Origin of the sequence: Pararobbsia alpina (assembly GCF_965118125.1) — a bacterium.
Lineage (GTDB): Bacteria > Pseudomonadota > Gammaproteobacteria > Burkholderiales > Burkholderiaceae > Pararobbsia > Pararobbsia alpina_A.
Genome location: NZ_OZ221288.1, coordinates 1,605,441 through 1,629,685, shown reverse-complemented (window position 1 = coordinate 1,629,685; position 24,245 = coordinate 1,605,441). Strand labels below are relative to the sequence as shown.

At 59.2% G+C, this 24,245-nt stretch carries 26 protein-coding genes and 1 pseudogene; 17 read left to right on the top strand and 10 right to left on the bottom strand.

What is annotated here, in order from left to right; all coding sequences use genetic code 11:
• Nucleotides 1-337: 337 nt before the first annotated feature.
• From ACMFWR_RS25400 to ACMFWR_RS25375, 6 genes are all read left to right on the top strand, one after another.
• The gene (locus ACMFWR_RS25400; RefSeq protein ID WP_413195143.1) at nt 338-1,105 is read left to right on the top strand and encodes a hypothetical protein; all 768 of its coding nucleotides are present in this window, start codon (nt 338-340) and stop codon (nt 1,103-1,105) included.
• 153 nt (nt 1,106-1,258) lie between these two features.
• A complete protein-coding gene (locus tag ACMFWR_RS25395; protein ID WP_413195142.1) occupies nt 1,259-2,491 on the top strand; it encodes a SpoIIE family protein phosphatase in 1,233 nt (410 codons plus the stop codon).
• Between the two features lie 14 nt (nt 2,492-2,505).
• A complete protein-coding gene (locus ACMFWR_RS25390) occupies nt 2,506-3,069 on the top strand; it encodes a SiaB family protein kinase (protein ID WP_413195141.1) in 564 nt (187 codons plus the stop codon).
• Nucleotides 3,070-3,089: 20 nt separating this feature from the next.
• Complete coding sequence (locus ACMFWR_RS25385; protein ID WP_413195140.1) at nt 3,090-3,476, top strand: DUF1987 domain-containing protein; 387 nt, start codon at nt 3,090-3,092, stop codon at nt 3,474-3,476.
• Nucleotides 3,477-3,487: 11 nt separating this feature from the next.
• On the top strand, nt 3,488-4,228 hold the full coding sequence (locus ACMFWR_RS25380; protein ID WP_413195139.1) for a GGDEF domain-containing protein: 741 nt from the start codon (nt 3,488-3,490) through the stop codon (nt 4,226-4,228).
• Nucleotides 4,229-4,563: 335 nt separating this feature from the next.
• Nucleotides 4,564-5,799 carry an MFS transporter gene (locus ACMFWR_RS25375; protein WP_413195138.1) on the top strand — a complete coding sequence of 412 codons (1,236 nt, stop codon included), beginning with the start codon at nt 4,564-4,566 and terminating at the stop codon, nt 5,797-5,799.
• 52 nt (nt 5,800-5,851) lie between these two features.
• Here the strand turns inward: ACMFWR_RS25375 and ACMFWR_RS25370 are convergent, their stop codons facing one another.
• Together ACMFWR_RS25370 and ACMFWR_RS25365 are read right to left on the bottom strand one after the other, a co-directional pair.
• Nucleotides 5,852-6,310 (bottom strand): GFA family protein, encoded by a 459-nt coding sequence (locus ACMFWR_RS25370; protein WP_413197345.1) that lies wholly within the window; start codon nt 6,308-6,310, stop codon nt 5,852-5,854.
• Nucleotides 6,311-6,385: 75 nt separating this feature from the next.
• Complete coding sequence (locus ACMFWR_RS25365) at nt 6,386-6,952, bottom strand: hypothetical protein (protein ID WP_413195137.1); 567 nt, start codon at nt 6,950-6,952, stop codon at nt 6,386-6,388.
• Nucleotides 6,953-7,038: 86 nt separating this feature from the next.
• On the opposite strand from ACMFWR_RS25365, the gene ACMFWR_RS25360 reads away from it, so the two are divergent.
• From ACMFWR_RS25360 to ACMFWR_RS25350, 3 genes are all read left to right on the top strand, one after another.
• The gene (locus ACMFWR_RS25360; RefSeq protein WP_413195136.1) at nt 7,039-7,665 is read left to right on the top strand and encodes a nucleotidyltransferase family protein; all 627 of its coding nucleotides are present in this window, start codon (nt 7,039-7,041) and stop codon (nt 7,663-7,665) included.
• 110 nt (nt 7,666-7,775) lie between these two features.
• Nucleotides 7,776-8,420, top strand: coding sequence for a glutathione S-transferase family protein (locus ACMFWR_RS25355; protein ID WP_413195135.1), 645 nt, complete (start codon nt 7,776-7,778; stop codon nt 8,418-8,420).
• A gap of 120 nt (nt 8,421-8,540) precedes the next feature.
• Nucleotides 8,541-9,776, top strand: a complete 1,236-nt coding sequence (locus tag ACMFWR_RS25350; protein ID WP_413195134.1) for an aspartyl protease family protein — start codon at nt 8,541-8,543, stop codon at nt 9,774-9,776.
• A 15-nt stretch (nt 9,777-9,791) separates the two neighbouring features.
• Here the strand turns inward: ACMFWR_RS25350 and ACMFWR_RS25345 are convergent, their stop codons facing one another.
• The 3 genes and pseudogenes from ACMFWR_RS25345 to ACMFWR_RS25335 form a co-directional block, all read right to left on the bottom strand.
• Entirely contained in the window at nt 9,792-10,685 is an 894-nt protein-coding gene (locus ACMFWR_RS25345; protein WP_413195133.1) for an SDR family oxidoreductase, read from the bottom strand.
• 261 nt (nt 10,686-10,946) lie between these two features.
• On the bottom strand, nt 10,947-12,089 hold the full coding sequence (locus tag ACMFWR_RS25340) for an alkene reductase (protein WP_413195132.1): 1,143 nt from the start codon (nt 12,087-12,089) through the stop codon (nt 10,947-10,949).
• A 279-nt stretch (nt 12,090-12,368) separates the two neighbouring features.
• Nucleotides 12,369-12,512 (bottom strand): annotated as a pseudogene (locus ACMFWR_RS25335) (nuclear transport factor 2 family protein); the annotation flags it as partial.
• Nucleotides 12,513-12,685: 173 nt separating this feature from the next.
• Between ACMFWR_RS25335 and ACMFWR_RS25330 the strand changes: the two are divergent.
• Both ACMFWR_RS25330 and ACMFWR_RS25325 read left to right on the top strand, forming a co-directional pair.
• Nucleotides 12,686-13,096: a MarR family winged helix-turn-helix transcriptional regulator gene (locus ACMFWR_RS25330; protein WP_413195131.1), complete on the top strand. Its 411-nt coding sequence runs from the start codon at nt 12,686-12,688 to the stop codon at nt 13,094-13,096.
• Between the two features lie 55 nt (nt 13,097-13,151).
• Nucleotides 13,152-13,574 carry a DUF1398 domain-containing protein gene (locus ACMFWR_RS25325; protein ID WP_413195130.1) on the top strand — a complete coding sequence of 141 codons (423 nt, stop codon included), beginning with the start codon at nt 13,152-13,154 and terminating at the stop codon, nt 13,572-13,574.
• 220 nt (nt 13,575-13,794) lie between these two features.
• On the opposite strand, the gene ACMFWR_RS25320 is transcribed toward ACMFWR_RS25325, so the two are convergent.
• Entirely contained in the window at nt 13,795-14,538 is a 744-nt protein-coding gene (locus ACMFWR_RS25320) for an SDR family NAD(P)-dependent oxidoreductase (RefSeq protein ID WP_413195129.1), read from the bottom strand.
• Between the two features lie 452 nt (nt 14,539-14,990).
• On the opposite strand from ACMFWR_RS25320, the gene ACMFWR_RS25315 reads away from it, so the two are divergent.
• From ACMFWR_RS25315 to ACMFWR_RS25305, 3 genes are read left to right on the top strand one after another with little or no spacing between them, the layout of a single operon-like run.
• Nucleotides 14,991-15,521, top strand: a complete 531-nt coding sequence (locus tag ACMFWR_RS25315) for a DUF4142 domain-containing protein (protein WP_413195128.1) — start codon at nt 14,991-14,993, stop codon at nt 15,519-15,521.
• Nucleotides 15,518-15,850 (top strand): cupredoxin family copper-binding protein, encoded by a 333-nt coding sequence (locus ACMFWR_RS25310; RefSeq protein WP_413195127.1) that lies wholly within the window; start codon nt 15,518-15,520, stop codon nt 15,848-15,850. Before ACMFWR_RS25315 ends, ACMFWR_RS25310 begins: the two co-directional genes overlap by 4 nt.
• Nucleotides 15,851-15,869: 19 nt before the next feature.
• Nucleotides 15,870-16,562 carry an RNA polymerase sigma factor gene (locus ACMFWR_RS25305; RefSeq protein ID WP_413195126.1) on the top strand — a complete coding sequence of 231 codons (693 nt, stop codon included), beginning with the start codon at nt 15,870-15,872 and terminating at the stop codon, nt 16,560-16,562.
• Nucleotides 16,563-16,884: 322 nt separating this feature from the next.
• Here the strand turns inward: ACMFWR_RS25305 and ACMFWR_RS25300 are convergent, their stop codons facing one another.
• Complete coding sequence (locus tag ACMFWR_RS25300) at nt 16,885-17,727, bottom strand: oxidoreductase (RefSeq protein WP_413195125.1); 843 nt, start codon at nt 17,725-17,727, stop codon at nt 16,885-16,887.
• Nucleotides 17,728-17,877: 150 nt separating this feature from the next.
• On the opposite strand from ACMFWR_RS25300, the gene ACMFWR_RS25295 reads away from it, so the two are divergent.
• The gene (locus ACMFWR_RS25295) at nt 17,878-18,795 is read left to right on the top strand and encodes a LysR family transcriptional regulator (RefSeq protein WP_413195124.1); all 918 of its coding nucleotides are present in this window, start codon (nt 17,878-17,880) and stop codon (nt 18,793-18,795) included.
• Nucleotides 18,796-19,536: 741 nt separating this feature from the next.
• On the opposite strand, the gene ACMFWR_RS25290 is transcribed toward ACMFWR_RS25295, so the two are convergent.
• Nucleotides 19,537-21,084 (bottom strand): methyl-accepting chemotaxis protein, encoded by a 1,548-nt coding sequence (locus tag ACMFWR_RS25290; RefSeq protein WP_413195123.1) that lies wholly within the window; start codon nt 21,082-21,084, stop codon nt 19,537-19,539.
• Between the two features lie 236 nt (nt 21,085-21,320).
• A complete protein-coding gene (locus ACMFWR_RS25285) occupies nt 21,321-21,677 on the bottom strand; it encodes a hypothetical protein (RefSeq protein WP_413195122.1) in 357 nt (118 codons plus the stop codon).
• Between the two features lie 159 nt (nt 21,678-21,836).
• Here ACMFWR_RS25285 and ACMFWR_RS25280 point away from each other — a divergent pair, with 159 nt between their 5' ends.
• Both ACMFWR_RS25280 and ACMFWR_RS25275 read left to right on the top strand, forming a co-directional pair.
• Entirely contained in the window at nt 21,837-22,232 is a 396-nt protein-coding gene (locus ACMFWR_RS25280) for an NUDIX hydrolase (RefSeq protein ID WP_413195121.1), read from the top strand.
• Nucleotides 22,233-22,293: 61 nt separating this feature from the next.
• A complete protein-coding gene (locus ACMFWR_RS25275) occupies nt 22,294-22,971 on the top strand; it encodes an MgtC/SapB family protein (RefSeq protein WP_413195120.1) in 678 nt (225 codons plus the stop codon).
• Between the two features lie 433 nt (nt 22,972-23,404).
• On the opposite strand, the gene ACMFWR_RS25270 is transcribed toward ACMFWR_RS25275, so the two are convergent.
• Nucleotides 23,405-23,932, bottom strand: coding sequence for an SRPBCC family protein (locus ACMFWR_RS25270; RefSeq protein WP_413195119.1), 528 nt, complete (start codon nt 23,930-23,932; stop codon nt 23,405-23,407).
• Nucleotides 23,933-24,245 lie beyond the last annotated feature (313 nt).

The following is a 24,245-nucleotide window of genomic DNA, read 5'->3' as shown; positions in this document are numbered from 1 at the left end:
GGCCAAGCTAACTGATAAAAATATTGCTATGCGCCGCCCGATCCGAAGCATTTATTTCTACCGCATTGGCGGCTGTCTCTGCCACGTTGTCGTCGGTCGTCGCGACGGAGAACAGGGGGGTCATCAGGAAGTGTTTCCTTGAACGTTGCAGACGCTGCGGCCACCGCGCAACGCCAAGTCACGAGTGCGATAACGGATCCCGTTTAAAAGCGGGATCCACGCCGCGCACATCGCGGATCGCGCTGTCACACTGCATCGTGAAGTGTCCGCATTGAAGCCTTGATGCGGGCACGTTGCATCGCTCACCTTGTCGTAGATCCTTCTGTGCGGAGTGCGCATGGCAGCGTTCGTCGATCATCCGGCCGTCCTGCTGGTGGTGCTTGCCGTGGTGTTTATTGCCGCGGTGGCGTTTGGCGCATTCGTCCTCCGGCCCCGGGCAGAACTGACCGAAAGCCAGCGCGAGGACTTCAAAGTCGTTCAGGGTGCAACTTTTACGCTGCTCGCATTCATCATTGGCTTCTGTCTGTCGATGGCGGTCAGCCGATACGATCAGCGTAAGAACCTCGAGGAAGCAGAGGCTAACGCGATTGGCACGGAGTACGCGCGCGCCGACCTCGCGCGTGATCCCGTCGCCAGTTCGATAAAAAGCGGCTTGATACGCTATTCACAACTCAGGCTGGCCGACTATCTGACGCGGGATCCGGAAGCGCTGGCGCAGATCGGACGGGACACCACGGCACTGCAGTCAGAACTCTGGCAGTCAGCGACCCAGGTGGCGAAGGACATGCCGACACCCATCGGTGCGACCGTTGTGACGGGCATGAACGACGTGCTCAACTCGCAAGACTATTCCGAGGCGGCTCGCATCAATCGAATTCCCATCGGCGCCTGGGTGTTGATGATTCTTATCGGCGCGTGCGGATGCGTCATGCAGGGGTACGGCGCGAGCGGCAGTCTTCGCAAGGGCATGTTGATCGCGATCCTGCCTGTCACGGTATCGCTGTCCCTTGCGCTGATCGCAGACGTCGACAGCCCTCGCGGCGGCGTTATTCACGTGCAACCCCAAAATCTGGGACGGCTGTTGCACTCGTTTGGAATCCCCTGACATTCATACATTCAGAGCCCGCGCAGCATTTTCTGTTTATGGCGGCCCCATAAACAGAAGGTCCTGAGCGACTTTCGGCGTGTTTGTAACGAAAATGACACGAGGGGTCAATAGCGTGCTGTGTTTCCTCCTTTTTTGCCAGAACGGATCGCCATGCATCCCGCGCTCGCTCAGTTTCGTCGTACGGGACCCGCTGGTGGGTCGTTCAGCGCCGCGGATCTGGCTCAGGAAGTTCCGGCCATCGACGCTTCGGACACGAACTCCGTCGTGCTCGAGATGTTCTACGCGCGCGGCGATATGGCCAGCCTCGCGGTCATCGAAAACGATCGCCCGATCGGTCTGATCAATCGCGACATCTTCCTGTCGCAGATGAGCAAGCCTTTCCATCGCGAGCTCTACGACAAGAAGAGCTGCATCGCGTTTATGGACAAGGAGCCCTTGATCGTCGATGTCGACACCGACATCGAGGCGCTTGCGTTCAAAACCGTCGAAGTCGGCGAAAAGGCCCTGGTCGACGGCTTTATCATCACGCGAGAAGGTCGCTTTGTGGGCGTCGGCAATGGCCTTCGCCTGCTGAGCATCATCGCGGAATCGCAGGCCGAGAAGAATCGTCAGGTCATGCAGAGCATCGAGTATGCGAGCGTGATCCAGCAAGCCATGCTGCGTGCATCGCGCGAGGCGATGGCGAACACGCTTCAGGACGCTGCACTCGTCTGGGAACCGCGCGACGTCGTCGGTGGCGATTTCTATCACTTCGCCGCATTTCCCGATGGCTGGTTTGGCGCGATCGCCGATTGCACCGGGCACGGCGTGCCGGGCGCGTTTATGACGCTGCTGGCCATGTCGTCGCTGTCGCAGGCGCTCGAACAAATCGGTCCGCGTGATCCGTCGGCCTTGCTGGCAGCGGTCAATCGCAACGTCAAGGGCTTGCTGGGTCAAGCCATGGGTGCGGGCGATGCGCCCCAGTCGAACGACGGGCTCGATGCAGCGTTCTTCTGGTTTGATGCCAACAATCAAAAGCTGCTGTTCGCCGGCGCGCGGGTGGCGGTGCATGTGCTTCGGCCTGATGCCGACAAGCTCGAAAGCATCGCCGGCGATCGCATGGGCGTGGGTTATGTCGACAGCCTCGTCGACTACACATGGAAACTGCACAGCGTTGACGTACCGCGTGGCAGCTTGCTGTTCGTCTCTACGGACGGGCTGATCGACCAGATCGGCGGTCCGCGCAAGATCGCGTTCGGCAAACGCCGGGCACTCGATCTCGTACTTGCTCAGCGCGAAAGTGCGCCTTCATCGATTTGCGACTCCGTGCTCCGTGCGTTCGCCGACTGGCAAGGCAGCCAGTTCCGTCGCGACGACGTCACGCTGTTCATTGCACAGGTTTGAGGTAGTTAACACACATGTCCGAAATGTTGAATCGAGATCAATGCTTTTTTGAAATCGCGCAGCGACCGAACTTGCTCTTTTATCATAAGGGCTATTTCTCGCACAGCATCGTTGCGGCGATGAGCGAAGTGGTGAAGTTGCAGCTGGAAGTAGCAGGACTGAGCGGACCGACGCGACGCCGAATTTTCTCGTCGTTTATCGAGCTGTCGCAAAACATCGTTCAGTACTCGTGCGACGCGATCGGCGAAGAAGCCGATCGGGACAGCGCGATTCGCGAAGGCGCGATGTGCATTTCCGTCGAAGGTGAGCGTCACCTGATGGTGTGCATCAACCCGATCGCGACGGTGGCCGTGAACGACTTGCGCGAGAAGCTCGAGCCGCTGCGCACGATGTCGATCGAGGAGATCAAGCAAGCGTATAAGCTGTCGCTGCGCGCAGAAGCGCCGGCGGGTAGCAAAGGCGCGGGCCTGGGATTTCTGACGATGGCGCGTGACGCGAGTGCGCCGCTGGAGTTCGCGTTTCACCAGCGCGATGACGATCCGAAAACGACTCTGTTTTGCCTGAAAACAATTATCTGACCGGGGGGCTGCGTACAAAAATGGAAAACCTTTATATCGCTGCCACGGTCACGTCGCCCGAAATCGACTTCCGCTTCGATCAGAATGTGTTGTCGCTGCGCGGCGAGTCGTATCCGGAGAACGCCGCGGCATTCTATGCGCCGATCATCGAGCAGCTCAACGCGTGGCTGAAGGAATGCGCGGCAGAGGCGATCACGGTCGAAGTGGCGCTGACGTACTTCAATAGCTCGAGCACGAAGATGCTGTTCAGCGTATTCGACGCGCTGGATCGTGCAGCATCGTCGGGCAAGCAAGTCCTGGTGAACTGGTACCGGGACGCAGAAGACGAGACGATTCTGGAATTCGGCGAAGAATTGCAAATCGACTTTACGGCGATCAAGTTCAACGATTGCCCTGTAGCAAACTGAGGACGGGTGGCGTGGATAAGAACGCTCAGGGTGAGGCAGCGACTGGCAGCTCAGCAGATTTGTTTCGCAACGAAAGCGAGGCGCTGGAGCGGGCAAAGGCCATCAGCGCGGCGCCCGATGCACAGGCAGAGGCTTACCGCGATGCCCTGGGCGAGCTTATCCGGCACTACGAGCGACTCATGCGCGAGACGCGTCGTCTGATCGGACGCAGCGACCGCGCTGAACGCGAAATGCAGTCGCTGACTCAGCTACTGCAGCATCGGGCCACGCACGATTCCCTCACGGGCGTATTCAATCGAAGCGCGGTCATCGAGCGCGCCGTCAAGGCATTGCGTGTCGATCGGGCTGTGATGATCCTGCTCGATATCGACGAATTCAAGAAGATCAACGACGACTTCGGTCACCCGACCGGCGATGCCGTGATCCTCGGTATCGTGAACTGTCTTCGCGAGACGTTGGGCGATCAGGGCATTCTTGGCCGCGTTGGCGGAGAAGAGTTCACTGTCGTGCTGCCCGGCAAAAGCATGGCCGACGGTCTGCGCATGGCTGAGAACATGCGCGCGGCCATTGCGAATCACACCTTCGGGGATCCGGTCAATCGACGCATCACCGCGAGCTTCGGCGTGAGCGACAACCGGGCCGGTACCGATTTCGACGCGGCCTATGGGCTTGCCGACTCGGCGTTGTACGCCGCAAAGCGCAGCGGGCGGGATCGTGTTGCCTTCTTTGAAGGGGCCAAGGTCGAGGGGTAAAAACCCCGCGGCCTATCAATCATAGGCGGCCGACGTCCCATGCCGCCGCATCGAGGCTGCTGAGCAGCCTTTGCGTCTCGCATGGTGTGTCCATGCGGAATCCCGTGCATCCCTCGCGTGAATGGTTGTCTCCTGCAACTGCGCAGGTCTCTCAAGCATTTTTGCCCACTGCATCGCCTCCTAGAAGTCTCCACAGTGCCCCGGTGACCAGATCAATCGGACCATAGCCATCGTCAGGCGGTCGCGATACTCTCCGGCGTGCGTGCTCGACTGACCGTCGAGCGCTGCCCAATGAATAAAAAAATATTGGCAGTCACCAGGGAGACCGTTTCACGATGTCAGACCAAACCGGTAGTGAATCCATTGCGATGCCGGAGCCAGCCGTGCGTCATTCCGCATTGCGTCAAGTTGCCGCTTCGAGACTGTTTCTCGGCGCGACGATTGCGATGTTTTTGTCCGGTCTTGGAACATCGGCGGCTGCACCGCAGATCGTTTTGTTCCTCGTTAAAGAGCTTGGTGCGTCGCTGCCGGTAGCCGGGTTTTATTACCTGACGAGCCTTGCTGCGCCGGTCGCGGGATATCTCGTGGGCCGGTATTCCGATCGGACCGGAAACCGCCTGGGGCTTTTCCGTCTCTGTGCGGTGGCGGGTTTTCTGGGCTGGGCCGGGGTCGCGCTTTCTACGTCGGTCTGGATGCCTTTCGTGATTGCAGTCGTGTTGCTGGCCGTGGCCGGCGCGACCGCTTCGCAGATTTTCGCGGCCGTTCACGATGAACTGAGCAGCAAGGCGGACGGCGCAAACGAAAGCGTGGTGGCGATCATCCGAATGGCCCTGACCGGTGGATGGATCGTCGGTCCCGTGCTGGGCGCGTGGGTGGCTGCAGTTTATGGGCTTCGCCCGATGATCTGGATGACCGCGATTTGCACCCTGTTGCAGATCGCGCCGCTCGGCGCATTGAATCCGACGGGCAGTATCAAGAAGGCCTCAGCGGATCAACCTGCACACCATACCGGTCTGCGCGCCATGCTTCCTTTGCTCGCATTTACAGGGCTATTCGTCCTCGTTTATGCGGGTGAACCCATCAAATATGGATTTCTGCTGATTTACATGGAGGAGCACCTGAAACTGAGTCCGCCCGTGCGTGGGGCGGTCATCGGGATTCAGCCCTTCATCGAACTGTTGATCATGCCCTTCAGCATTCGCCTTGGCCGTCGCTTCGGCAATGCATCGATGATGAGCGCGGCGGCGGCTTTCGGCGTGTGTGCCAACCTGTGTTTCGCGCTTTGGCCATCGGCGGTCGGCATGTTTGCCGGGCAAATCCTGATGGGGGGCGTGTGGGGCATCTTCATGGTGCTGGGCATCATCGTTGCGCAGCGCATGCTCCCCGACGCGGTCGCAACGGCCTCCGCGATCTTCATGAGTTCGACCGCGCTAGCGTCGGCGTTGGGTGGCGTCGCAGGCGGTCTCGGCGTCGCGCGGATAGGCCTGCCGAGCGTCTTCCTGCTGCCAGCGCTGTTTGCCGCTATTGCGATGGTCGGGCTGGCGGGGATGGCGCGGGGTCAGCGTTCGTAGAGTTGCGGGCGGAAATTTTTCATGTGAGGCTAAGGACGATTGCCCAGCATCGCTATCGCTTGACTGACGAACGAGCTCCTGCCGAGTTTCCCGACTGTTTCCACAAGCGAATCAGCTCTTGCCGGTCGTCGGGCTCAGTTTCGAACTGAGCCACGTTCTCCGGAATTGAGAACCATGGCTGCTTGCTGCGCACGTACAGATGAGCAATGGGCGTGAAGGCACTTTGATCCACAAGCGTCCCCGGACGGAGTATCGCGACATCCGGCTTGTCCGCGGGCTCGGCCCAAAGGCGCGTGTCACATCGCGGACAGACCCGGCTTCTTCTTTGCCTGCCTTCTCCTAGTTCAAATACCTGCAGAACTGGCGTACCGACGAGAATGCGAAGTGCCGTTCGCGGTACCCACATCACCGGAAGGGCGGCACCCCCGGTTCGGCGTTGGCAATCGAGGCAGTGGCATACATAAAACGTCAGCGGCTCGCTTAGCAACTGATATCGAATGCTTCCGCACATACAGGTACCTGCGAAGGGTGGCTGCATGGGTTGCTCTCCGGAACGACTAGGGATCGACCACAGGTAACGTGCGTTTTAATAGGTCGTACCATCATGTCGCAACGAAATCGAAAGCCCCTTGATACGCCCGCATACGGTGTGCACAAGCGATTTGACTTTGGATGCGTCAATCGGACGCTCGGTCTCGAACTCAACCCGCGTGCCTGATTCTTCGGTAAGGCCCAACATCGTCGCCGGTCCCGTGGGCCTTCCACCTTGATACAGCTGAGACCAAATTTCTCCGTCTCTCATGCTGGTAAAACGATAAGACTTGCAGGCAAAGTTTGCTACCGACGGCCCCAATGAACCGCGCGCGCCCCAGATCAGTTCACTAAGTACCGTGCCCACAACGTCGTTGGACGGCAGACACGGATAGTGGCCGATCAGCGCTCGCTCCGCATGCGACAGCGTGTCACCGCGGTCCGGCGTCAGGCGCATTCCTCTGCCCGTATCTCGGAGCACGCCCTTCGTGCTATCAATATCCAGAGTGATGCGACTCTTGGGCGTATGACTGAATTCAACAACGCTAAGAGCCAGAATTTCTGCACACACATCGTCGCCGGACAGCTGACTAGCGATCTGAAGAATTTCGTCTTGTTCCAAGCTGGCTCCTTCGGGCGTTCATTGCAGGTTCGCGACACAATCTAAAGAATATACAAAGCAGTAAGATGTCATCGATCGAGTAGATCATGGCCGCATCGACTATGCCATTGCCCATCCTATCCATTGAACCCTCTCAGCGGCGAACAAATTCAAGCCTCGAACGTGAGCTTGTTTTAGTCATCGAGAAAAATCGCTGGAACAAGCTCATCCTGGCGCGCGCCGATCAACTCGGTATCACGGATTGGTGGTTGACCTCGGGCTGTATTGCCCAGTCTGTTTGGAACGTCGCGTGCGGCCGTGAGATTGATGCCGGCATACTGGACTACGACCTCATCTACTACGATTCGGATACGTCGTGGGAAGCCGAAGATGTGGTGATACGTAAGGCTCGATCATTGTTTGCGGATCTGCCAATCGAGGTTCAAGTCCGCAATCAAGCACGAGTTCCGCTGTGGTACCAAGCAAAGTTTGGTATTCCATTCGGAACCGTCATGCGTGCGTCGGACGGTATCGACAGATTTCCTTGCGCAACGGTTGCCGTTGGTGTCAAACGCCTTGAGGAACAGTTCGAGATCTATTCGCCGTTCGGTCTGGCATCCCTGTTCGACGGACACCTTAGACCAAACAAGGCACTACCGATTCGGGAAGTCTACGAGGCGAAAACAGATCGATGGCGACGTGAGTGGCCGCATTTGTCTTTTGAGCGTTGGTAGCCGGGCTTGATTGGGTTGATCGTTTAGCTCGGCATCTGAAGGCAGGCCGGTTGCGCATGCGACCTCACCGTGATATTCAATACCGGCCGCGTCAACGAGGGATTGCAAAAATGATCACGGTCTATGGCGAAGGGCGAGGATTCAGGGTCGTCTGGTTGCTGGAAGAGATGGGGCTCCCGTATCAACTGAGACCCGTGGATCTACTGGCCGGAGTCGAGAACGATATAGAGTTTCTGGCCATCAATCCCGCTGGCTTTATCCCCGCGATTCGGGATGGCGACGTTTCGATGGTCGAATCCATTGCGATCATGGAGTACCTGATGGCCCGCTACGGGCCGACGCCGCTCGCGCCGGAGCCGCGTGATCCGGCTTTCCCCGTGTACCAACAATTCCTCCACCTTGGAGAGGCCGGCCTTGCGGCGTCCATGTACTTTGTCGTCGTTGCACGCAATTCTGCGCCCAACGCCGAAGGACAAACCTGGAAGGCTGATCAGGCACAGGAGGTGTTCGACAGCAGGCTGGGCCTGGTGACACGACAGCTCGCACGCTCGCCCTATCTTGCAGGCGAGACGTTTACGGCGGCCGATATTTCAGTGACCTACGCTCTCGAGTTAGCCACAAGAGCGGGCGGTGTAGTCCTCAACGAGGCGGAGCGAGCTTATGTGGCCCGCACAACCGGACGTGAGGCCTACAAGCGCGCAATGCAAACCTGCCATGCGACGAGGGCGTGGGCTGCTAAGGCGTCCGGTCAATGATCGTTTCTGCCGCGACGCGATGACCCCCTCACGCTATCGAACGGTCTTCACCTCGGATCTGACAGATCTCGTCCAATCCGCCACCTCGATCGTGAGCCTTCACGTGACAAAGGAAACACAATGAGCCTAAGACGCTCAATGCTTGCCGCATTCATCTTGCTATGTGTGCCGCTGTGGTCGAACGCAGCCGGGAAACCATCGATCGGCGAAAAGCTGCCGCTGTCCATAGTCGACAATCGCCCGTTTGTCGACGTGATGGTCGACGGAAAAGGGCCTTTCGGCTTCATCCTCGACACGGGTTCATCGGACACCACCGTCAGCACTGCTTTGGCCACACGCCTCAAGCTGCCTGCGCTGAAGTCTGACTCAGGGACCGGCGCAGGCGAACAGCCTCTCGAGTTTCAGACCGTGCGAGTGCGAGCTTTGAGCTTAGGGCCGATACACATGCATGACCTCGATACCCCGGCGATGAACACCGATCAACTCCGCCGCGTCATCGGATTTGGGCGATTCGACGGTGTGATCGGATTTGGCGTGTTCGAGCATCGCGTTGTCACGCTCGATGCGGCTGCGAAGCAAGCGGTCATCGAGAATGCGACCACCTTCACACCACCTGCCGGCGCACTAGGCGTTCCGTTTTCCCTAGATGAAAACGGCACTCCGCTTATACAGGCGTCCGTCAATGATCTGCCTGTCACGCTTCAGGTCGATACGGGGGATCGATTTGCGCTGACGCTATTCTCGGGCTTCTGGCGGGAACACGGATTCGATCAAAAGATCGGCCAGACCGTCGAGGCGATGACCGGCTATGGGGGCGGAGGCCCAATCCACGCCATCATCGGGCGTATGACGCAATTCTCGATCGGTAACATCGACATACCACCGCCGATCACGCGTCTGTCGCTTCAAAAAGCGGGAAGCTTCACGCGAACCGATCGGGCCGGCAGTATCGGTATGGGTGTTCTCAAGCGATTCGTCGTGTCGTTCGACTATGAACATCGCGTCATGTGGCTTTTGAAGGGGCCTGATTTCGCTAGCCCGGACACGTATGATCGCAGCGGCATGTGGATCGGTCTGTCCGAGCACGGCGCACTCGAAGTGATCGACACCGTCGCCAACGGTCCTGCCGCTAAAGCGGGCATTCGCGTCGGCGACCAAATCGCTCGCGTCGGAACCGTGACGGGCAATCCAAAGAACCTGTTTCGCATTCGAACTCTGCTCGAAGCGCCTTCGCAAACCGACATCGAAATCACCACGAAACGCGACGGCGTCGTTGAGCTTCACACCATCGCACTACAGGACCTCATCTCGCCCGCGAGGACGGTCAGCGCGAGCGCCGCAACCCGGTCCAGATAGATCGGAAGCCGCGCGTTACGCGGTGGCGTTCGAATACGAAAACGCCGCCGCGTTCTCTTTTGCAAACTCGGCCCAGGATTTCGGCTTACGTCCAGTCAGCGCGACGAAGTTATCGTAGATCGTATCTGCGCCGACGATGTTTCCCGCTTCATAGTCGATCCAGTTTTGGTAAACGCAGTTCATGTATGCGACATCAGCGCCTGCCGATAGCATCGCGTTCAGGAATTCCTCAGGAGGGCGCGCTTCGTACGTGAACGGTTGACCGACTGCTGTCGTGAGGATCTCGGCGATCTCGTGATAGGTCTTCGCGTCGTAGCCAAGGTGATACGTTTTCCCGGAGTGCTCGGCCGGATTCCGGAGCGCGACCGCGGCGACGGCAGCGACATCTCGAGTATCAACCCAACTGATCCGCGCGTTACCGACGAAGTGGCGAATCGTTCCGTTTGCTTCCTCTTGTGAACCGCCGTACCCGAGCAGGTTCTGCATGAAAAGCTCCGGTCGCAGATGCGTGAAGGCAAATCCGGACCATTCGATATAACGCTCGACGAATTGATGCCACGCCCAGTGAGCGACTTCAGTGTTGTCATGCCCGGGTGCGCCAAGATGCACCACGTATTTGACGCCTGCTCGCTTCGCCGCATTCAACAGCGCGTAGCTCTGCTTGAGCATATCGACGGTATATCCGGTCAACATGAACACGCTGTCGACGCCTTCGAGTGCGGGCGCCATCGTCCCTTCGCGATCGTAGTCCAACAACACGACCGGCACGCCGAGGCTTTTCGCTTTCTCAGGGTTGCGCGCGGCGGCAACGATTTCGAGCTTCTCATCCTTCGCAAGTAAGCGAACGAGTTCGCCGCCAATCTGGCCCGTTGCACCTGTGACTAAAATTCTTCGCTTCTCGGCTGACATCCCAACACTCCAAACTAAAGAAAATTCTTATCGACGCAAAACCGATTACCGCCTGTAGGTGCCGTGCCGAAGACCAACTTACGATCCTCGTCGATCAGGAAGGCCGTGGGCACTGAAACCTGATCCGTAACGGGCCGTGGCCTCCCGCCATTGCAATGGCAACAGCGGGAGGCCACTTACCTAAGGACGGCTGCGTACGTCACGGACACGATCAAGACGCTTGATGCTTTCGACGTGTCCCATCCGACTGAGCCGCCTCACTCATGCGACTTCGGCGTTCTCCTCGTCTTCCGAAGCCTGACGAGCCGCTTGCTGCGACTCATACGTCGGGAAGTCCGAGTAGTTTTCTTCGGTGCCACCCCAGAACGCGGTGCGGACATAAGGCGTCAGCGGCAGATCGTTCCCGAGCCGGTAAGGAAGGTCCGGATTCGACGTGAAGTGGCGGGCGAACGCGACGAGGTCTGCGAGACCCGACTCGACGGTTTCGATCGCCGACTCACGATCAAACCCGCCGGCGGCAATGATCGGACCCGAGAAGTGCGGGCGCAGATAGGCCGTTGCGACAACCGGGTGACCGTGGTGCAGCGTGTCGTCACCCTTGACGCGCGGTTCGATCACGTGGAGGTAGGCGATCTTGTATTCGTTGAGCACCTTCGCCACATAGCTGAACGTCGCTTCGGGGTTGCTATCCGAAACACCGCCCCATTCGCCCGACGGCGAGATACGCACGCCGACGCGGTCTGCGCCGTACACCGAGATCAGCGCTTCGAGTGATTCGCGCATAAAGCGCACGCGATTCTCGACCGGGCCACCGTATTCGTCGGTGCGCTTGTTCGATCCGTCCTGGATGAACTGATCGACGAGGTAGCCATTCGCGCCGTGAAGCTCGACGCCGTCAAAACCTGCCTTCTTCGCACGCAGTGCGGCCTGACGGAAGTCCTCGACGATGCCTGCGATCTCGTGGGTTTCCAGGGCGCGGTGCGGTGTAACGGGTACGAAACCATCCTTCGTCAGTGCAACGCCGTCGAACGGTCCGACCGAAGGTGCCACCGGTGCACCACCATCGTTGACCTCGATGTGGCTTTGGCGGCCACCGTGGATCAGTTGCAGGAATGCGCGACCACCCTTCGCATGAACAGCATCAGCAATCGCCTTCCAGCCTGCGTCCTGCCCGTCGTGGAAGATGCTTGCGGCGCCGAGGTAGGAGCGTGCCTGCTTCGAGATGCTTGCCGCTTCGATGATGACCAGGCCATCTTGCGAAGCGCGCTGACCGTAGAAGTCGGCCATCATCGGGCTCGGGATGTCGTCGGGTTGAATCGTACGGAGGCGCGTCATCGGAGCGAGGACAACGCGATGCTTGAGGTCATATGCACCGATCTTGCTGGAGGTGAAGAGCTTGGCCATGATGATTCCTTTGAGAGTTTGTTGAGCATCGCCGGGGGGGTGATGCATCGCGTGCTGCGTTGGAATCAAATGTAGGTTTTTCGGGGCGCCGGAAATAGAGACCGGGCGGGATGACGCCTATTCCGGATTTGGATAGATGACTGGCGTTCGGGCCGCGGCACCAGAAGCCTCGCGGCACCTCCGAAGGGGAGGTCCCATCACGCAACGGATGGCGCTCATTCCCAATCCAGATGGACTTGCAATGAAAGTTGCGAGACCGGAACGGCGTCGTTGCGGAAACTAGTCCAGACGCTCGGTGTATTCGGATCTGTCGAACGGAGGTTCGTAAGGGTCGGGCCAAAACTCGACGATCTTGGATATGAGTCCGCTCTCAACGGTAAAAAACGAAATCGCGCGTGCCCGCAGCTTTCCATCCGTGACGTTATCGGCTCCAGGTCGACGGAATGCAGACCTGGAGTGTTCTATCCCGATCTCCTTGACAATGGTTTCCATGGAAACAATAATAGTTTCCATGGAACTCATATGGAGAGATTTGCGTGCCACGTGCGACTTCGACGCAACCTGCGTCCGTACTCCAAACCCATTTGGGCTACTGGGTGAGACTCGTTTCCAATCATGTATCCGGCGCGTTTGCTAGAGAAATGCAAGCGCGAGGCTTGTCGGTCGCCGAATGGGTGGCGCTGAATCAAATCTCTCAGGCAGCAGCCTCGACTCCGGCTAGCCTTGCCGACGCAATGGGCATGACTCGCGGGGCCATATCAAAGGTGCTCGACAAATTGCAGTCCAAAGGATTGATTTCCAAGGCGACGAGTGAAGAAGACAACCGCGTGCAACGACTTGCGCTGACTCAACAGGGCAAGCGGGCCTTGCCGGAACTGACAACCATTGCCGACGGTAATGACGAGCACTTTTTCGGTGCTCTGGATGAGAGCGAGCGCGCCAGGCTTCGAAAGTTACTGATGAAACTGGCCGATGCTCATCAAATGCATAACATCCCTGTGGATTGAGGGACAACACTCTCCGCACCGAAGGCAGCAGTATTTTCCACAACGAGGAGTCGCAGTGAGCAAAGCGATTGAGAATCTGATGACTGCGCAACATCGTGCGATGGAAAACCGCCCGAAAGTGGGCGGTTTTCCGTACTTGGCTGATTCACTGCGGCGAGCTGGGGTGATGCGCAATGTGTGGTTCTTGCCTGCGTGCGAGAGCCTGTACCTGACAGAGGATGGGCCGGTCATCGTGCAGGGCACACCGCTTGTGTCGGGTGCCGTGGATGTGCCGCCGTTCGACCAGTCGGCTCTCGTGACGGCGCTGCGGGTTGATCAGGCAGGGGAGAGCTCATTTCCAGAGTTTCTGGAAGCGTCGTGGCGTGCGGGTGTTATTCGCTATGAGGTCGACCTGCTGGAGCGTACCGTAACGTACTACGGATGCCGGGATGAAGAATACGTTGAGGCATATCCCGCACTGGACGACCAACAGACGTGACGACGGGTAGATCGAGCGAATCGTCGAAATCAGCATCCTCTCCGCTTGAAGTACTTGCGTGGCGATCTGTTGTTGTTCGACGCGCTGCGTCTCGAGGCCGGGCTGCTCGTAACGGTTGAAATTGCATACTGCGTACTGAGTAGTTCTCGTGCTAGCGAGTTGATCTTCATGGCAGTGGGCGGCCCGATAGAAGCGGGAGGAGTCGATCGCTGCGCGGTTGTCATGTGAGGTTCAGGCCGCCATCGGACAACAGAATTTCGCCGGTCAAATAGTCCGAGGCAACTAGCATCGAAACAGCTTGGGCAATGTCCTCCGGGCTTGCGGCACGGCGCATGGGAGCTCGCTCCTTCCAGAGTTCCTGTGCCTGCTTCCAGTCTGCGGTGAGAGGCGTATCGACAAGGCCAGGTGCGACTGCGTTCACGCGGATATCCGGCGCAAGCGAAAGCGCAAGCAAGCGGGTCATGTGGTTGAGTGCTGCCTTGGTCGCCGCGTAAGGAATGGACGCGCCCTTTGGCCGAACCCCGGCATGCGAGCTGACGTTGATCACGCAACCAGGCTTTCCTCGTTTCGCGGCCTCGCGAAGTGCGGACTGGGCTTCGGCCACCAGCCGGAACGGTGCGATGACGTTAACCTCATGCAGTTCACGCCATACGTCGGGCGTGGCCGTCGCCAGATCTGCATGAGGGATGACGCGACTGATCCCCGCGTTGTTGACCAAAACGTCCAGCCGGCCCCATATGGCCGTTGCTTGTCGGACGAGCTCTACCCGGTCTGCATCATCCGCCAGATCAGCTTGAACGTAAGCTGCGGTTCCCAGTTCACGGGCCAACGCCTGGCCCGCCTCTGCGGAGTTGCGCGAATGCAAGACGACTGCGAAGCCGTCCATTGAGAGTCGTCGTGCGATTGCCGCGCCAATGCCCGAAGTCGAGCCGGTGACGAGAGCGACAGGGAGCGTAGCCGTCATGGAGTGCCAATATCCGGTATAGGTTTTTTCTCAGACTGGCAGGCTACACCGACAGCCTTCGAGTGGACAACAAGGCAGACCGCTCGGCGGTCTGTCCAGGTCCGGTGCGTACTGATTCCCTTTCGAATGGTGCACTCGCGGTGGCCAAGCGGCAGATCGAAGACCATGCCGAGGTTTGATCGGGGTTGCTCGGGAAGCGGAGTTAAGAGGTTGCGTTCGCGGATTGCCGCCGTTCATGTGGCTTTGTTGTGTTGCATCCACCGGTTAAATCCGCAGCCCGGAGCGGTCGTTCGATTCCGCACGCCCACGTCGGCGGCTTTTGAGAGTACATCGGCCACGGGCTCCCACTTGGGAACAGCCTTCCGGCTCGTGACATCTATTCCCTCGAATGCAGGCGAAACGCCAGTCATTCAACAGGAAGAGCACGCCGTTCACCCGTCGAGGAGACCCACATGAAAACCGCCCATTGGCTGTCGCTCACCGCGCTCGCGTTCGTGAGCGCCTCTGCGTTGGCGCAAGGCTCGACCCCAACCGACCCGCAGATTGCCGCCATCGTCGTCGCAGCGAACCAGGCAGATATCGATGCCGGCAAGCTCGCCGAATCGAAGACGCATTCGCAAGACGTCAAAGCGTTCGCGCAGCGCATGGTCGCCGACCATACCAGTGTCAACCAGGCGGCCGTCGATCTCGTGCACAAGCTTGGCGTCACGCCTGCAGCGAATCCGACCAGTGACAGCCTCAAGCAAGGAGGCGAAGCCAACACCGCGACTCTCAATTCACTGCAAGGGGCACAGTTCGATCGCGCCTATATTGATCACGAAGTCACCTATCACGAGGCAGTCATCGACGCACTCGACAAGACCCTGATCCCGAGTGCGCAAAACGCCGAACTCAAGGCGCTGCTGGTAAAAGTCAGGCCGGCCTTCGTCGCGCATCTGGATCACGCGAAGCGTATTCAGGCGTCGTTGGCGAACGCGCAATGAGCTGTGTGCATCGAGTCGCACTCGCCGTCTGTGCAATCATGTCCGTGGCCGGCGCCAAGTCGGCGGCTGCGCACACCTATGTCGTGACGATCGAGCAAATGCGCTTTGATCCGCCCACAGTAACGGTGCATAGCGGGGACACCGTCGTGTGGGTTAACAAGGACCTTGTGGCCCATACGGTGAGTGGCGACGCGAAGCGTTTCGACTCCGGCAGCATCGCGTCCGAGGCGTCATGGCGATCCGTCGTGAGCGAGCCCGGCCGTTATCCGTACACGTGCCTTTTTCATCCGACGATGCATGGCACACTGATCGTCGAGCGGACACCATGACAGAGCGGGAGGCGGGAATATGGCCGACGTGTACTCTAGCGAACTGACGTACGCCGACGCGGAGATCGTGCGCCGCATCATCGCAGGGGACCTCGCGACTTTCGAACTGTTGATGCGGCGCCACAACCGGCGGCTATACCGGCTTGCCCGCGCCACGCTGCGCAATGACGCTGACGCGGAGGACGCCTTGCAGGAAGCGTATTTGAAGGCATTCCGGGCGCTCGCGCAGTTTCGCGGCGACGCTGCACTCGCTACGTGGCTTTCGCGCCTCGTCCTCAACGAATGTTTTGGCAGGATGCGTCGCGCCGCGCGCCGCCAGAACGTGTTGCCGATGCTGCCGCTCTGCCCCGACGACGAAGAGATGTCTTTCGACATGAACCCGGTGAATGACGATGATCACTGCGCCCCCGACCAGGCGGTCGCCCGTGCGCAGATCCGCGCGCTGCTCGAACGAAAGCTCGATGCTCTGCCCGTGGGTTTTCGTACGGTGTTCGTGATGAGATCTGTCGAAGAGATGAGCATCGAAGAAACGGCGGAGAGCCTGGGCATTCCCGAGGCCACGGTGCGCAGCCGTCATTTCAGAGCAAGACAGATGCTGCGCGAATCGCTGTCGGAAGAAATCGAGCGGCTGGGGCCGGAGCTATTCGAGTTTGGCGGCAGGTATTGCGATCGTACCGTCGCAGCCGTGCTCGCACGGTTGCAGCAGCCGTAGCGAGGTCGATATGCTTCCAAAGCTCTGCACCGTCGTCTTCATCGCTTGTACATGGGAAACCAACGCAAGCGCCTTCGCCCAATCCATTCACATCGAATCCGGAACTTTGCGGACGGACGGCTCAGTTTGACCCGAATCGGTCACTGAATCGTCTATCGGCAGGGGAGTCTTCGCGTTTTGCGCTCGGCGTGCGCGCGTTGCACGAAAGCTGTCGACGGCTCCGACCTGTATGGCCAACGTCTCGTTTGGACTAAGGTGCATGGTCGTCATCTCGCGCGGACGCACCGGACCAGCGGGGCCGGGTGCGTCCGCGCGCGTTCCCTCAAGCCTCGTAATTCGTGCTTCTCGTAAGATGCTCCCACGTGTCGAGGTCGTGCCGCAGGTCCTCGAGTTTGGCGCGGACGAGATCGAGCGCATCGCCTCCGATGACGAGATGCAGCGGCGGCTGATCCGATTCCAGCGCAGCGATGATGGCTCGACTGCCGCGCTCTGGATCTCCCTGCTGTTTTCCGTGCCCGGCGAGCACACTGTCGCGAGCCTTGCCGGCCGTGCCCTCGTAATCTTCAAGGCGCATGCCGGACTGTTTCATTGATGCGCCCCGGAAATCGGTCCGGAATGCGCCCGGTTCAACAACCGTCACGCCGAGGCCTAGCGGGCCGATCTCTTTCGCCAAGGTCTCGGAGAGTCCTTCGACCGCAAACTTCGTCATGTGATAGAAGCCGACGCCCGGAAACGTTGTCAGGCCGCCAACCGAGCTGATGTTGACGATATGCCCCGCACGGCGACTGCGCATGCCGGGCAGGGCCGCCTTGATCATGTTCCAGGTTCCATAGACATTCGTCTCGAACATCGCCCTGACATCACTGTCCTCGCCCTCTTCGATTGCGGCCAGATATCCGTAGCCGGCGTTATTGACGAGCACGTCGACGGCGCCGAACCGTTCGTGAGCGGCGGCAACGGCGGCCTCTGCCTGCTCTGGGCGGGTCACGTCGAGCCTGACGGTCGCGACAGCGTCGCCATACTCGCGGCCGAGGTCCTCAAGAGCTGCCGTATCCCGAGCGCTTGCCACCACGCGATACCCCGACTCGAGCGCGCTTCGGGCCAGTGCCCGTCCCAGCCCTTTCGAACATCCTGTGATCAGCCACACCGCATTCTTCTTCAACATATTCGCTCCGTTCGTTCGCCGCGTTCGCCATCGTCCACTAACCGGCATCCCGTGCCACAGCGGTCTACCGCAGCACCTTGACTGGATTTTAGTTACGCATATCCTTTCAATCATCCCGCACAATTCGAACGAGTCATGCAATCTAATGGAATGATCGCGCGAGGAAGCCTGGACGACCTTTCGGCCTTCGCGACGGTTGCGAGAACACGGAGTTTCACGCGCGCGGCGGCCGAGCTTGGGGTGTCGAATTCGATGCTTAGCTATACGATCAAGCGGCTCGAACAGCGGCTCGGCATCGTATTGCTTGGACGGACAAGCCGCAGCGTCGCGCCGACGGAGGCAGGTGAGAAGCTACTGCTGACACTCGAGCCGGCGTTACTGGCCATCAACGCCACATTGGGCGAGCTGGGCCAGGCTCGCGACCAGCTCGTCGGTACGGTCCGCATCACCGCGACAAGGCAGGCTTACGAGGCCGTTATTCGACCCGTGCTCGACACATTCTGCGAGACATATCCGGACGCAACCGTGGAGGTCGTCATCGATTACGGATTTCGCGACATCGTGGCGGACCGCTTCGATGCCGGCATCCGGCTCGGAGAGAAATTGCAGAAGGACATGGTCGCGTTGCGCGTCGGCCCCGCGCTCCGGATGTCAGTCGTCGCATCGCCCGCTTACCTGGCACGGCATCCCGCGCCAAGAACGCCACAAGACCTCGCCATGCACCGCTGCATCAACTACCGGATGGTGTCCGCCGACACGCTTTATTCGTGGGAGTTCGAAGGGGATGGCCAGCCGTTGAAGGTCGCCGTTTCGGGGCCACTCACGTTCAACGAGCCCGACCTCATGCTTCACGCCGCAGCGGACGGGCTTGGGGTCGCTTATGTTCTGGAACACGAGGCAGCAGACTGGCTTGCATCTGGCCGGCTGGTGAGCCTGCTGGACGACTGGATGGCTCCCTTTCCGGGCTTTTACCTCTACTACCCGTCCCGCAAGCAGATTTCTCCAGTACTGGCAGCACTCCTGACGCTTTTGCGAACGCGGCAAACTTCGCCGTCTCAAGCGCAGTGAACACCGGGATCAGTGATCGTAACCAGCTGATCGCTCGGCCGAATCACGACGGCATTTCTGAATTCCGCCGTTTTAGTTGAAAGGCTGCGGGTAAGGCGGCGCGGCCACGCGGCTCGCATACACGGCCGACCAGAGCGCGCAACCTTGGCCGGCACGAGCTTGACTCGGAATGCTGAATGGCCGCCGTTGCGCTGAGAAAGGTCGTCTTGCGTCGACAGGCCGGCGGCCGCTTGTGGCCGCGTACGGTCCGATGGCGATTGTCGCTACGCGACCCATTTCTGCCGGTCAATGATGCGAGTTCGAACGTTCGATTTAGATGGAATACTTGCCACCCGCAAACTGATCTCGCGTAGGGCAACCGCGTTTGGGAGGCAGCGGTGTTTTTCGCGAAGAAGAGCGTAGCCGAGGTATATAGTGCGCCGATGAGACGTCGCCCAATGATTTGTGGGGGCGGTAGTTTTCGTGTTCTTGACGGGGTGCCGCGGATGACTGATAGCGAGCGTGTCACACTAATTGCGCTTTTGACGGTCCACGCGGACATCCGAACCCTCGTCAGAGCGCTGAGAGAGCGAGCAAGCCCCTGCGCCGGTCGTGACGCGGCAAACGCCCTTCAGAATGACTTGATAGTCATAGAAAGAGAACTGATCGTGCAGCGTGAACGGCGTGAGATGCTTCTGCGTCTCTCACTGTACGTACGGTTATCCGCGCTCCAGTAATACGACTCCGGCGTCGGGCTGTTGGCTAGCTGTGTTGAGCAGTCGGTCGCAAACTGAAGAAGGCAACGACTCGACTGAGCTGGAGCCCCTGCTCCTGCAGCGAACTGGAAGCGGCGGCTGCCTCTTCGACAAGCGCAGCGTTCTGTTGAGTGACCTGGTCCATTTGTGCGACGGCCAGGTTCACTTGTTCAATTCCCTGGCTTTGCTCGCTCGACGCGGCGGCAATATGACCCATGATCTCGCTCACCTTACTGACCGCCAGCGTGAGTTCGTCAATTGTTCCGCCTGCTTCCGCCGCCAGGTCTTTTCCATCCTGAACCTGCCGCGCCGAAGCGCCTATGAGCTCTTTGATCTCCTTCGCCGCGACGGCAGACCGCTGCGCCAGCGTCCTGACTTCGCCGGCTACCACGGCGAATCCACGCCCTTGCTCGCCCGCGCGAGCGGCCTCCACGGCGGCGTTAAGCGCAAGGATATTCGTCTGAAATGCGATCCCCTCGATAATTCCCGTGATGTCGGCGATCCGGGCAGAGCTCTCGCTAATCTGCCCGATCGTATTGACCACTTTGCCCACCACCGCGCTACCTCTCACGGCGACGTCTGCTGCCACGCCGGCCAACGCGCTCCCCTGCGAAGCATTGTCGGCATTCTGCCGTACGGTGGTGGTCAGTTGCTCCATACTCGATGCGGTCTCCTGAAGCGAACTGGCCTGTTCTTCTGTGCGAGAAGACAGATCTTGATTGCCTGCCGCTATCTGGCTCGTTGCTGTCGCGAGATTGTCGGCTCCGCTACGTACGCGAGCGACCACTTGAAGGAGACTTTCGTTCATGTCTCGCAACGCGCGCAATAGTCGCCCTGTCTCGTCTGCGTGTCCCTCTGAAATGTCCTGTGTCAGGTCGCCCCGCGCGACCGCTTCGGCCGCAGAAACAGCGACATTGATAGGCACCGTGATGCTGCGCGTGATGAAGAAAGCCAAGAGAGCGGCAACGCCGAGCGCAGCGAGCGTGACGATCACGATCGTCCATTCCGCGATCGAAGCAAGGTGTGTGACCGTCGCCCCTTGAGCACGCGTGTGCTCCATGCCGATCTCGATCAACGCGTCCAGCGCTTTGCCGATCGGCTTGTCTGCTCCAGCGACACCTTGGTCGCGAGCCTCGATGGTCGCTCCGGAGGCCACCAACCCTTGGAGCTTGGAAAGCGACTCACGGTAGCCGGCGGTCGCAGCGATCAACGCGCTCACGGCTGCGGGTTCTGTCGGTGCAAAGGTGCCCATTTCGAGGGAATGACGCGCCGCATTGTCGATCGCATCCAGGTCGGCGACCACCTTCTCGCGATAGTCACCGCCGCGCAGAACGTAGTCTTTGTAGTTATGGACCGCGTGGCCGAACTGGTCCTTGGCTTGTTGGAGCAAGCGAAGCTTTGCCAGCGTGACCGACTCGTACCCCTGCCACTCGTTCGTGATGGCCGATAGACGCGCATAGGCGACCCCACCCAGCAATGCGGTCAACAACGCAGCGATGAGAAATGCGACGGCCAGCCGAACGCCGATGCGCAAGTCACGGAAATCGAGCGACATAATGGAAAGTCCTTCGGGTGACGGTGGGCGTCAACGCGCCCATTTAAACGCCCGCGTAAGAACCGCGGCGGATGCAGCTTTGTCCCCGATTCAACGGCAGTCACTCGACTTTCTGAAGGCTTGCGGTTACCGGCCTCGCGTTTTCCCCGAGCGTTGCTCATGTCTCTAATGCGCGTGAAATCACATCCGGTGCTCGCCTGCAAAGCGAGGCATCGAGCGACCACGTTGGGCGCGATTCAATGCTGATTGTTGTTCTGTTTGGACATGGCGCGATTGCGCGACGCTACCGGCAGGCGCAAGGGTTTGCTGTGAATTCGAGTGACAAGCGAAAGCCCGCGCGCTCGAACCTCACCACCCACATAGCGGGGCCAACAGGCCAAATGGTAAAAATGGGTTATGCCGCGCCGCCATCCCCGTATCCACCTCCAGGAGATGCCTGCCGTAGGAAACTCTTCGAGCGTGCGGTATCCCACCGCGCAGACACCTGCAGTCATCCAAATGACGGCAACAACGAACGTAGGGACGCTGAACACGCAAAGCCCAAGCACGATGGCCGCCGGGGCAAAAATTTCAATCGACGAGCGGGTTTTCATTTCGTTTTCTCCCCTTCAGAATTCACGCTGGCGAGTGACACTCGTTGATGGGTCGGTGCGCTCGGCGTTGTTATTAATAACGACCAATCCGCTGAAGACTTTCGACCGTGCGCGCGAATCGCGAGCAAAAAGCATATCCCTCAGTGCCTATCGAAAACCATGAGAGAACGCGCGACCATTGTGTGCTGGAGAGACGACAAGGTCCTGCTCGTCGCGCGTACGCGCGGGAGGTGGGCGCTCCCCGGCGGCACCATTAAACGGGCGGAGTCGCCTGTGGAGGCAGCTTCGCGTGAGTTCGAGGAAGAGACGGGACTTTGCGGCCACTTCTTCCAACACCTGTTTCAGTTTGGTGGCCTCGCTAAACGTCATCACGTCTTTGAAGCCTTGATCCCAGACGGCGTGGAGCCAAGTCCGCGCAATGAGATTGCCCGGTGTCGATGGTTTCGAGTCGGAAAGGTTGCGACGCTCGCCGCGAGCGTTCCAACCAGGCAGATCGTCAACCTGGCGATTGGTCACAAAAATGTCACAATCCAGTTTTCTACTGACCACCGATAGCGGGTCAATGACTCCGGTAGCGGTAGGCAGTGATGTCAACAGCTAGCTCGGGATGGGATCTGTGATCGGACACGTTGAAACTTTGTCGCGCCTGCTCATTGCGGCACTATTGGGCAGCGTTATCGGGTTCGAGCGGGAGCGTTTGAACTGGGCAGCAGGCCTTCGCACGCATATGCTTGTTTGTGTGGGTGCGTCGCTGATGATGCTGGTGTCGGCGTACGGCTTTGCAGACGTGCTCGGTCAGAAGGACGTGGTTCTCGATCCGTCTCGGGTGGCCGCACAAGTCGTCTCAGGCATTGGATTCCTCGGCGCAGGGGCAATCCTGCTTCGCGGAGAAGTCGTACGGGGTCTGACGACGGCCGCAAGCCTATGGTCTGTCGCAGGCGTTGGCCTGGCAGTGGGCGGGGGAATGTACACCGCGGCGATCGGGGCTACTGTCATCATCCTGATCATCCTCGCCGGCGTGAAGCCTCTGGAGCGGCGATTCATCACGGTTAGGCAGCAGCGAAGCCTGTTGCTCGTCGTGGAGCGGGGACGCGCATCGTTCGAAACTGTGCACTCAGCGCTGGGTACGAGCAGCGTACGGGTGAAGCAGTTCATCGTGCAGCAGTCGGAAGAGGATGCCGACCTCGACGAGATTCAAATCGCCTTTTCGCGGGCGACTATCAGCGAGTTCGCAGGAATTCGAAGCCGTCTAGAAGCGATGCCAGGTGTGCGGGAATGCCGGCACGAGAAATGATGGGAGACACGTCGATGAACCGCACATACGACTATCGCGGATACGCCATCTCGGTTTCGATTGAGGCCGACTTCAGCTGGAGTCCTCGGGGTGCTCGCTCATAGCGTATCGAATACGTATCGATCGTCAGTATTTCTAGCGTGGGTGACGCTGTTCCCGTGATGCCGCCTCTGCGCCTCGGTGACGCAGGGGGCAAGGCGTTCGCTTCGCAGGCAGAAGCCATGATGGCCGGGTGCACGGCTGCACGCCGAATCATCGACGATCTTTTTGCGACCGCTGTACACGCGAGCATTGCTCAAGGGCCGGAGGTCTAGCTAACCGCAATCAAGATAGTACTGCGGCGACACAGTATGTCCGTTGGCCAAGCAAGAGCGGCCCATCGCGTTGTCGTCGCGAACGACTGAAAATGGCTGCACGTTGAATTGGACACCGGTCATCCGTTAAGCCGATGTGACGTACGCTCCGAACGACGTTTTAGTGCATCGTTCATCGCGCGCATGCTGGTGAGCGTGCTACTCAACACACCCTGCGTCAGACTTCCGACAAGCAGCCCTGTGAACGCTTCGCTCTGAATGAAGTGAGTTTTGCCGCCCACCGCCTCGAGTACGAAGCGGTGTTCACCGTCAAAGATCCCAGTAACCCACACATGACCTTTCCACGCCAATTCCTGCGGCGGGTGCAGCGTGATTATTGTTGGCTTGAATGTCATCGCATCGGACCCCGATCCAACAACGATTTCAACAACGTTGCCTTCGCGAAGCTCGCCGTGGAGCTGCGTAATCTCGGGGTTCCATCTCGGATACTCATCGGTTGTGGCTAAGATCTGCCATACGTTCGAAGGCGGGCTGTCGATCAGCGTGTCGGTTTCAACCACCTCGTCGCGGTGCAAAACGAATAGTGTCGCGAGCCCCAGGACAGCCACGATCAACACTCCAACGCAAAAGAGCTTTGCGAGACGCAAGACGTTTCTCCGTAACTCGTAAAAACACGCGGTCAATATCCGTCAAATGGAAGCCGCCGCACACGACGACATCGCGACTGGTTGCCCGTGGCGGGACAGCCCACCTTCGATCAGCGCAAGCGCGTTGCGCTGGCCTTCGAGCCGTACCGGCGAGTCCCGACTCCCATTCTTGGTCTACACAAGAATACCGATCTTGGTTCTTTTGTCAGCACTATCGATGGTACAGAATCTTCCAGCCGGCATTGATAGAAATGCAATGCCAACACAGATCGAGTGATCCGCTTTCGCCTGCATGCTGAGGCTATCGACGCGG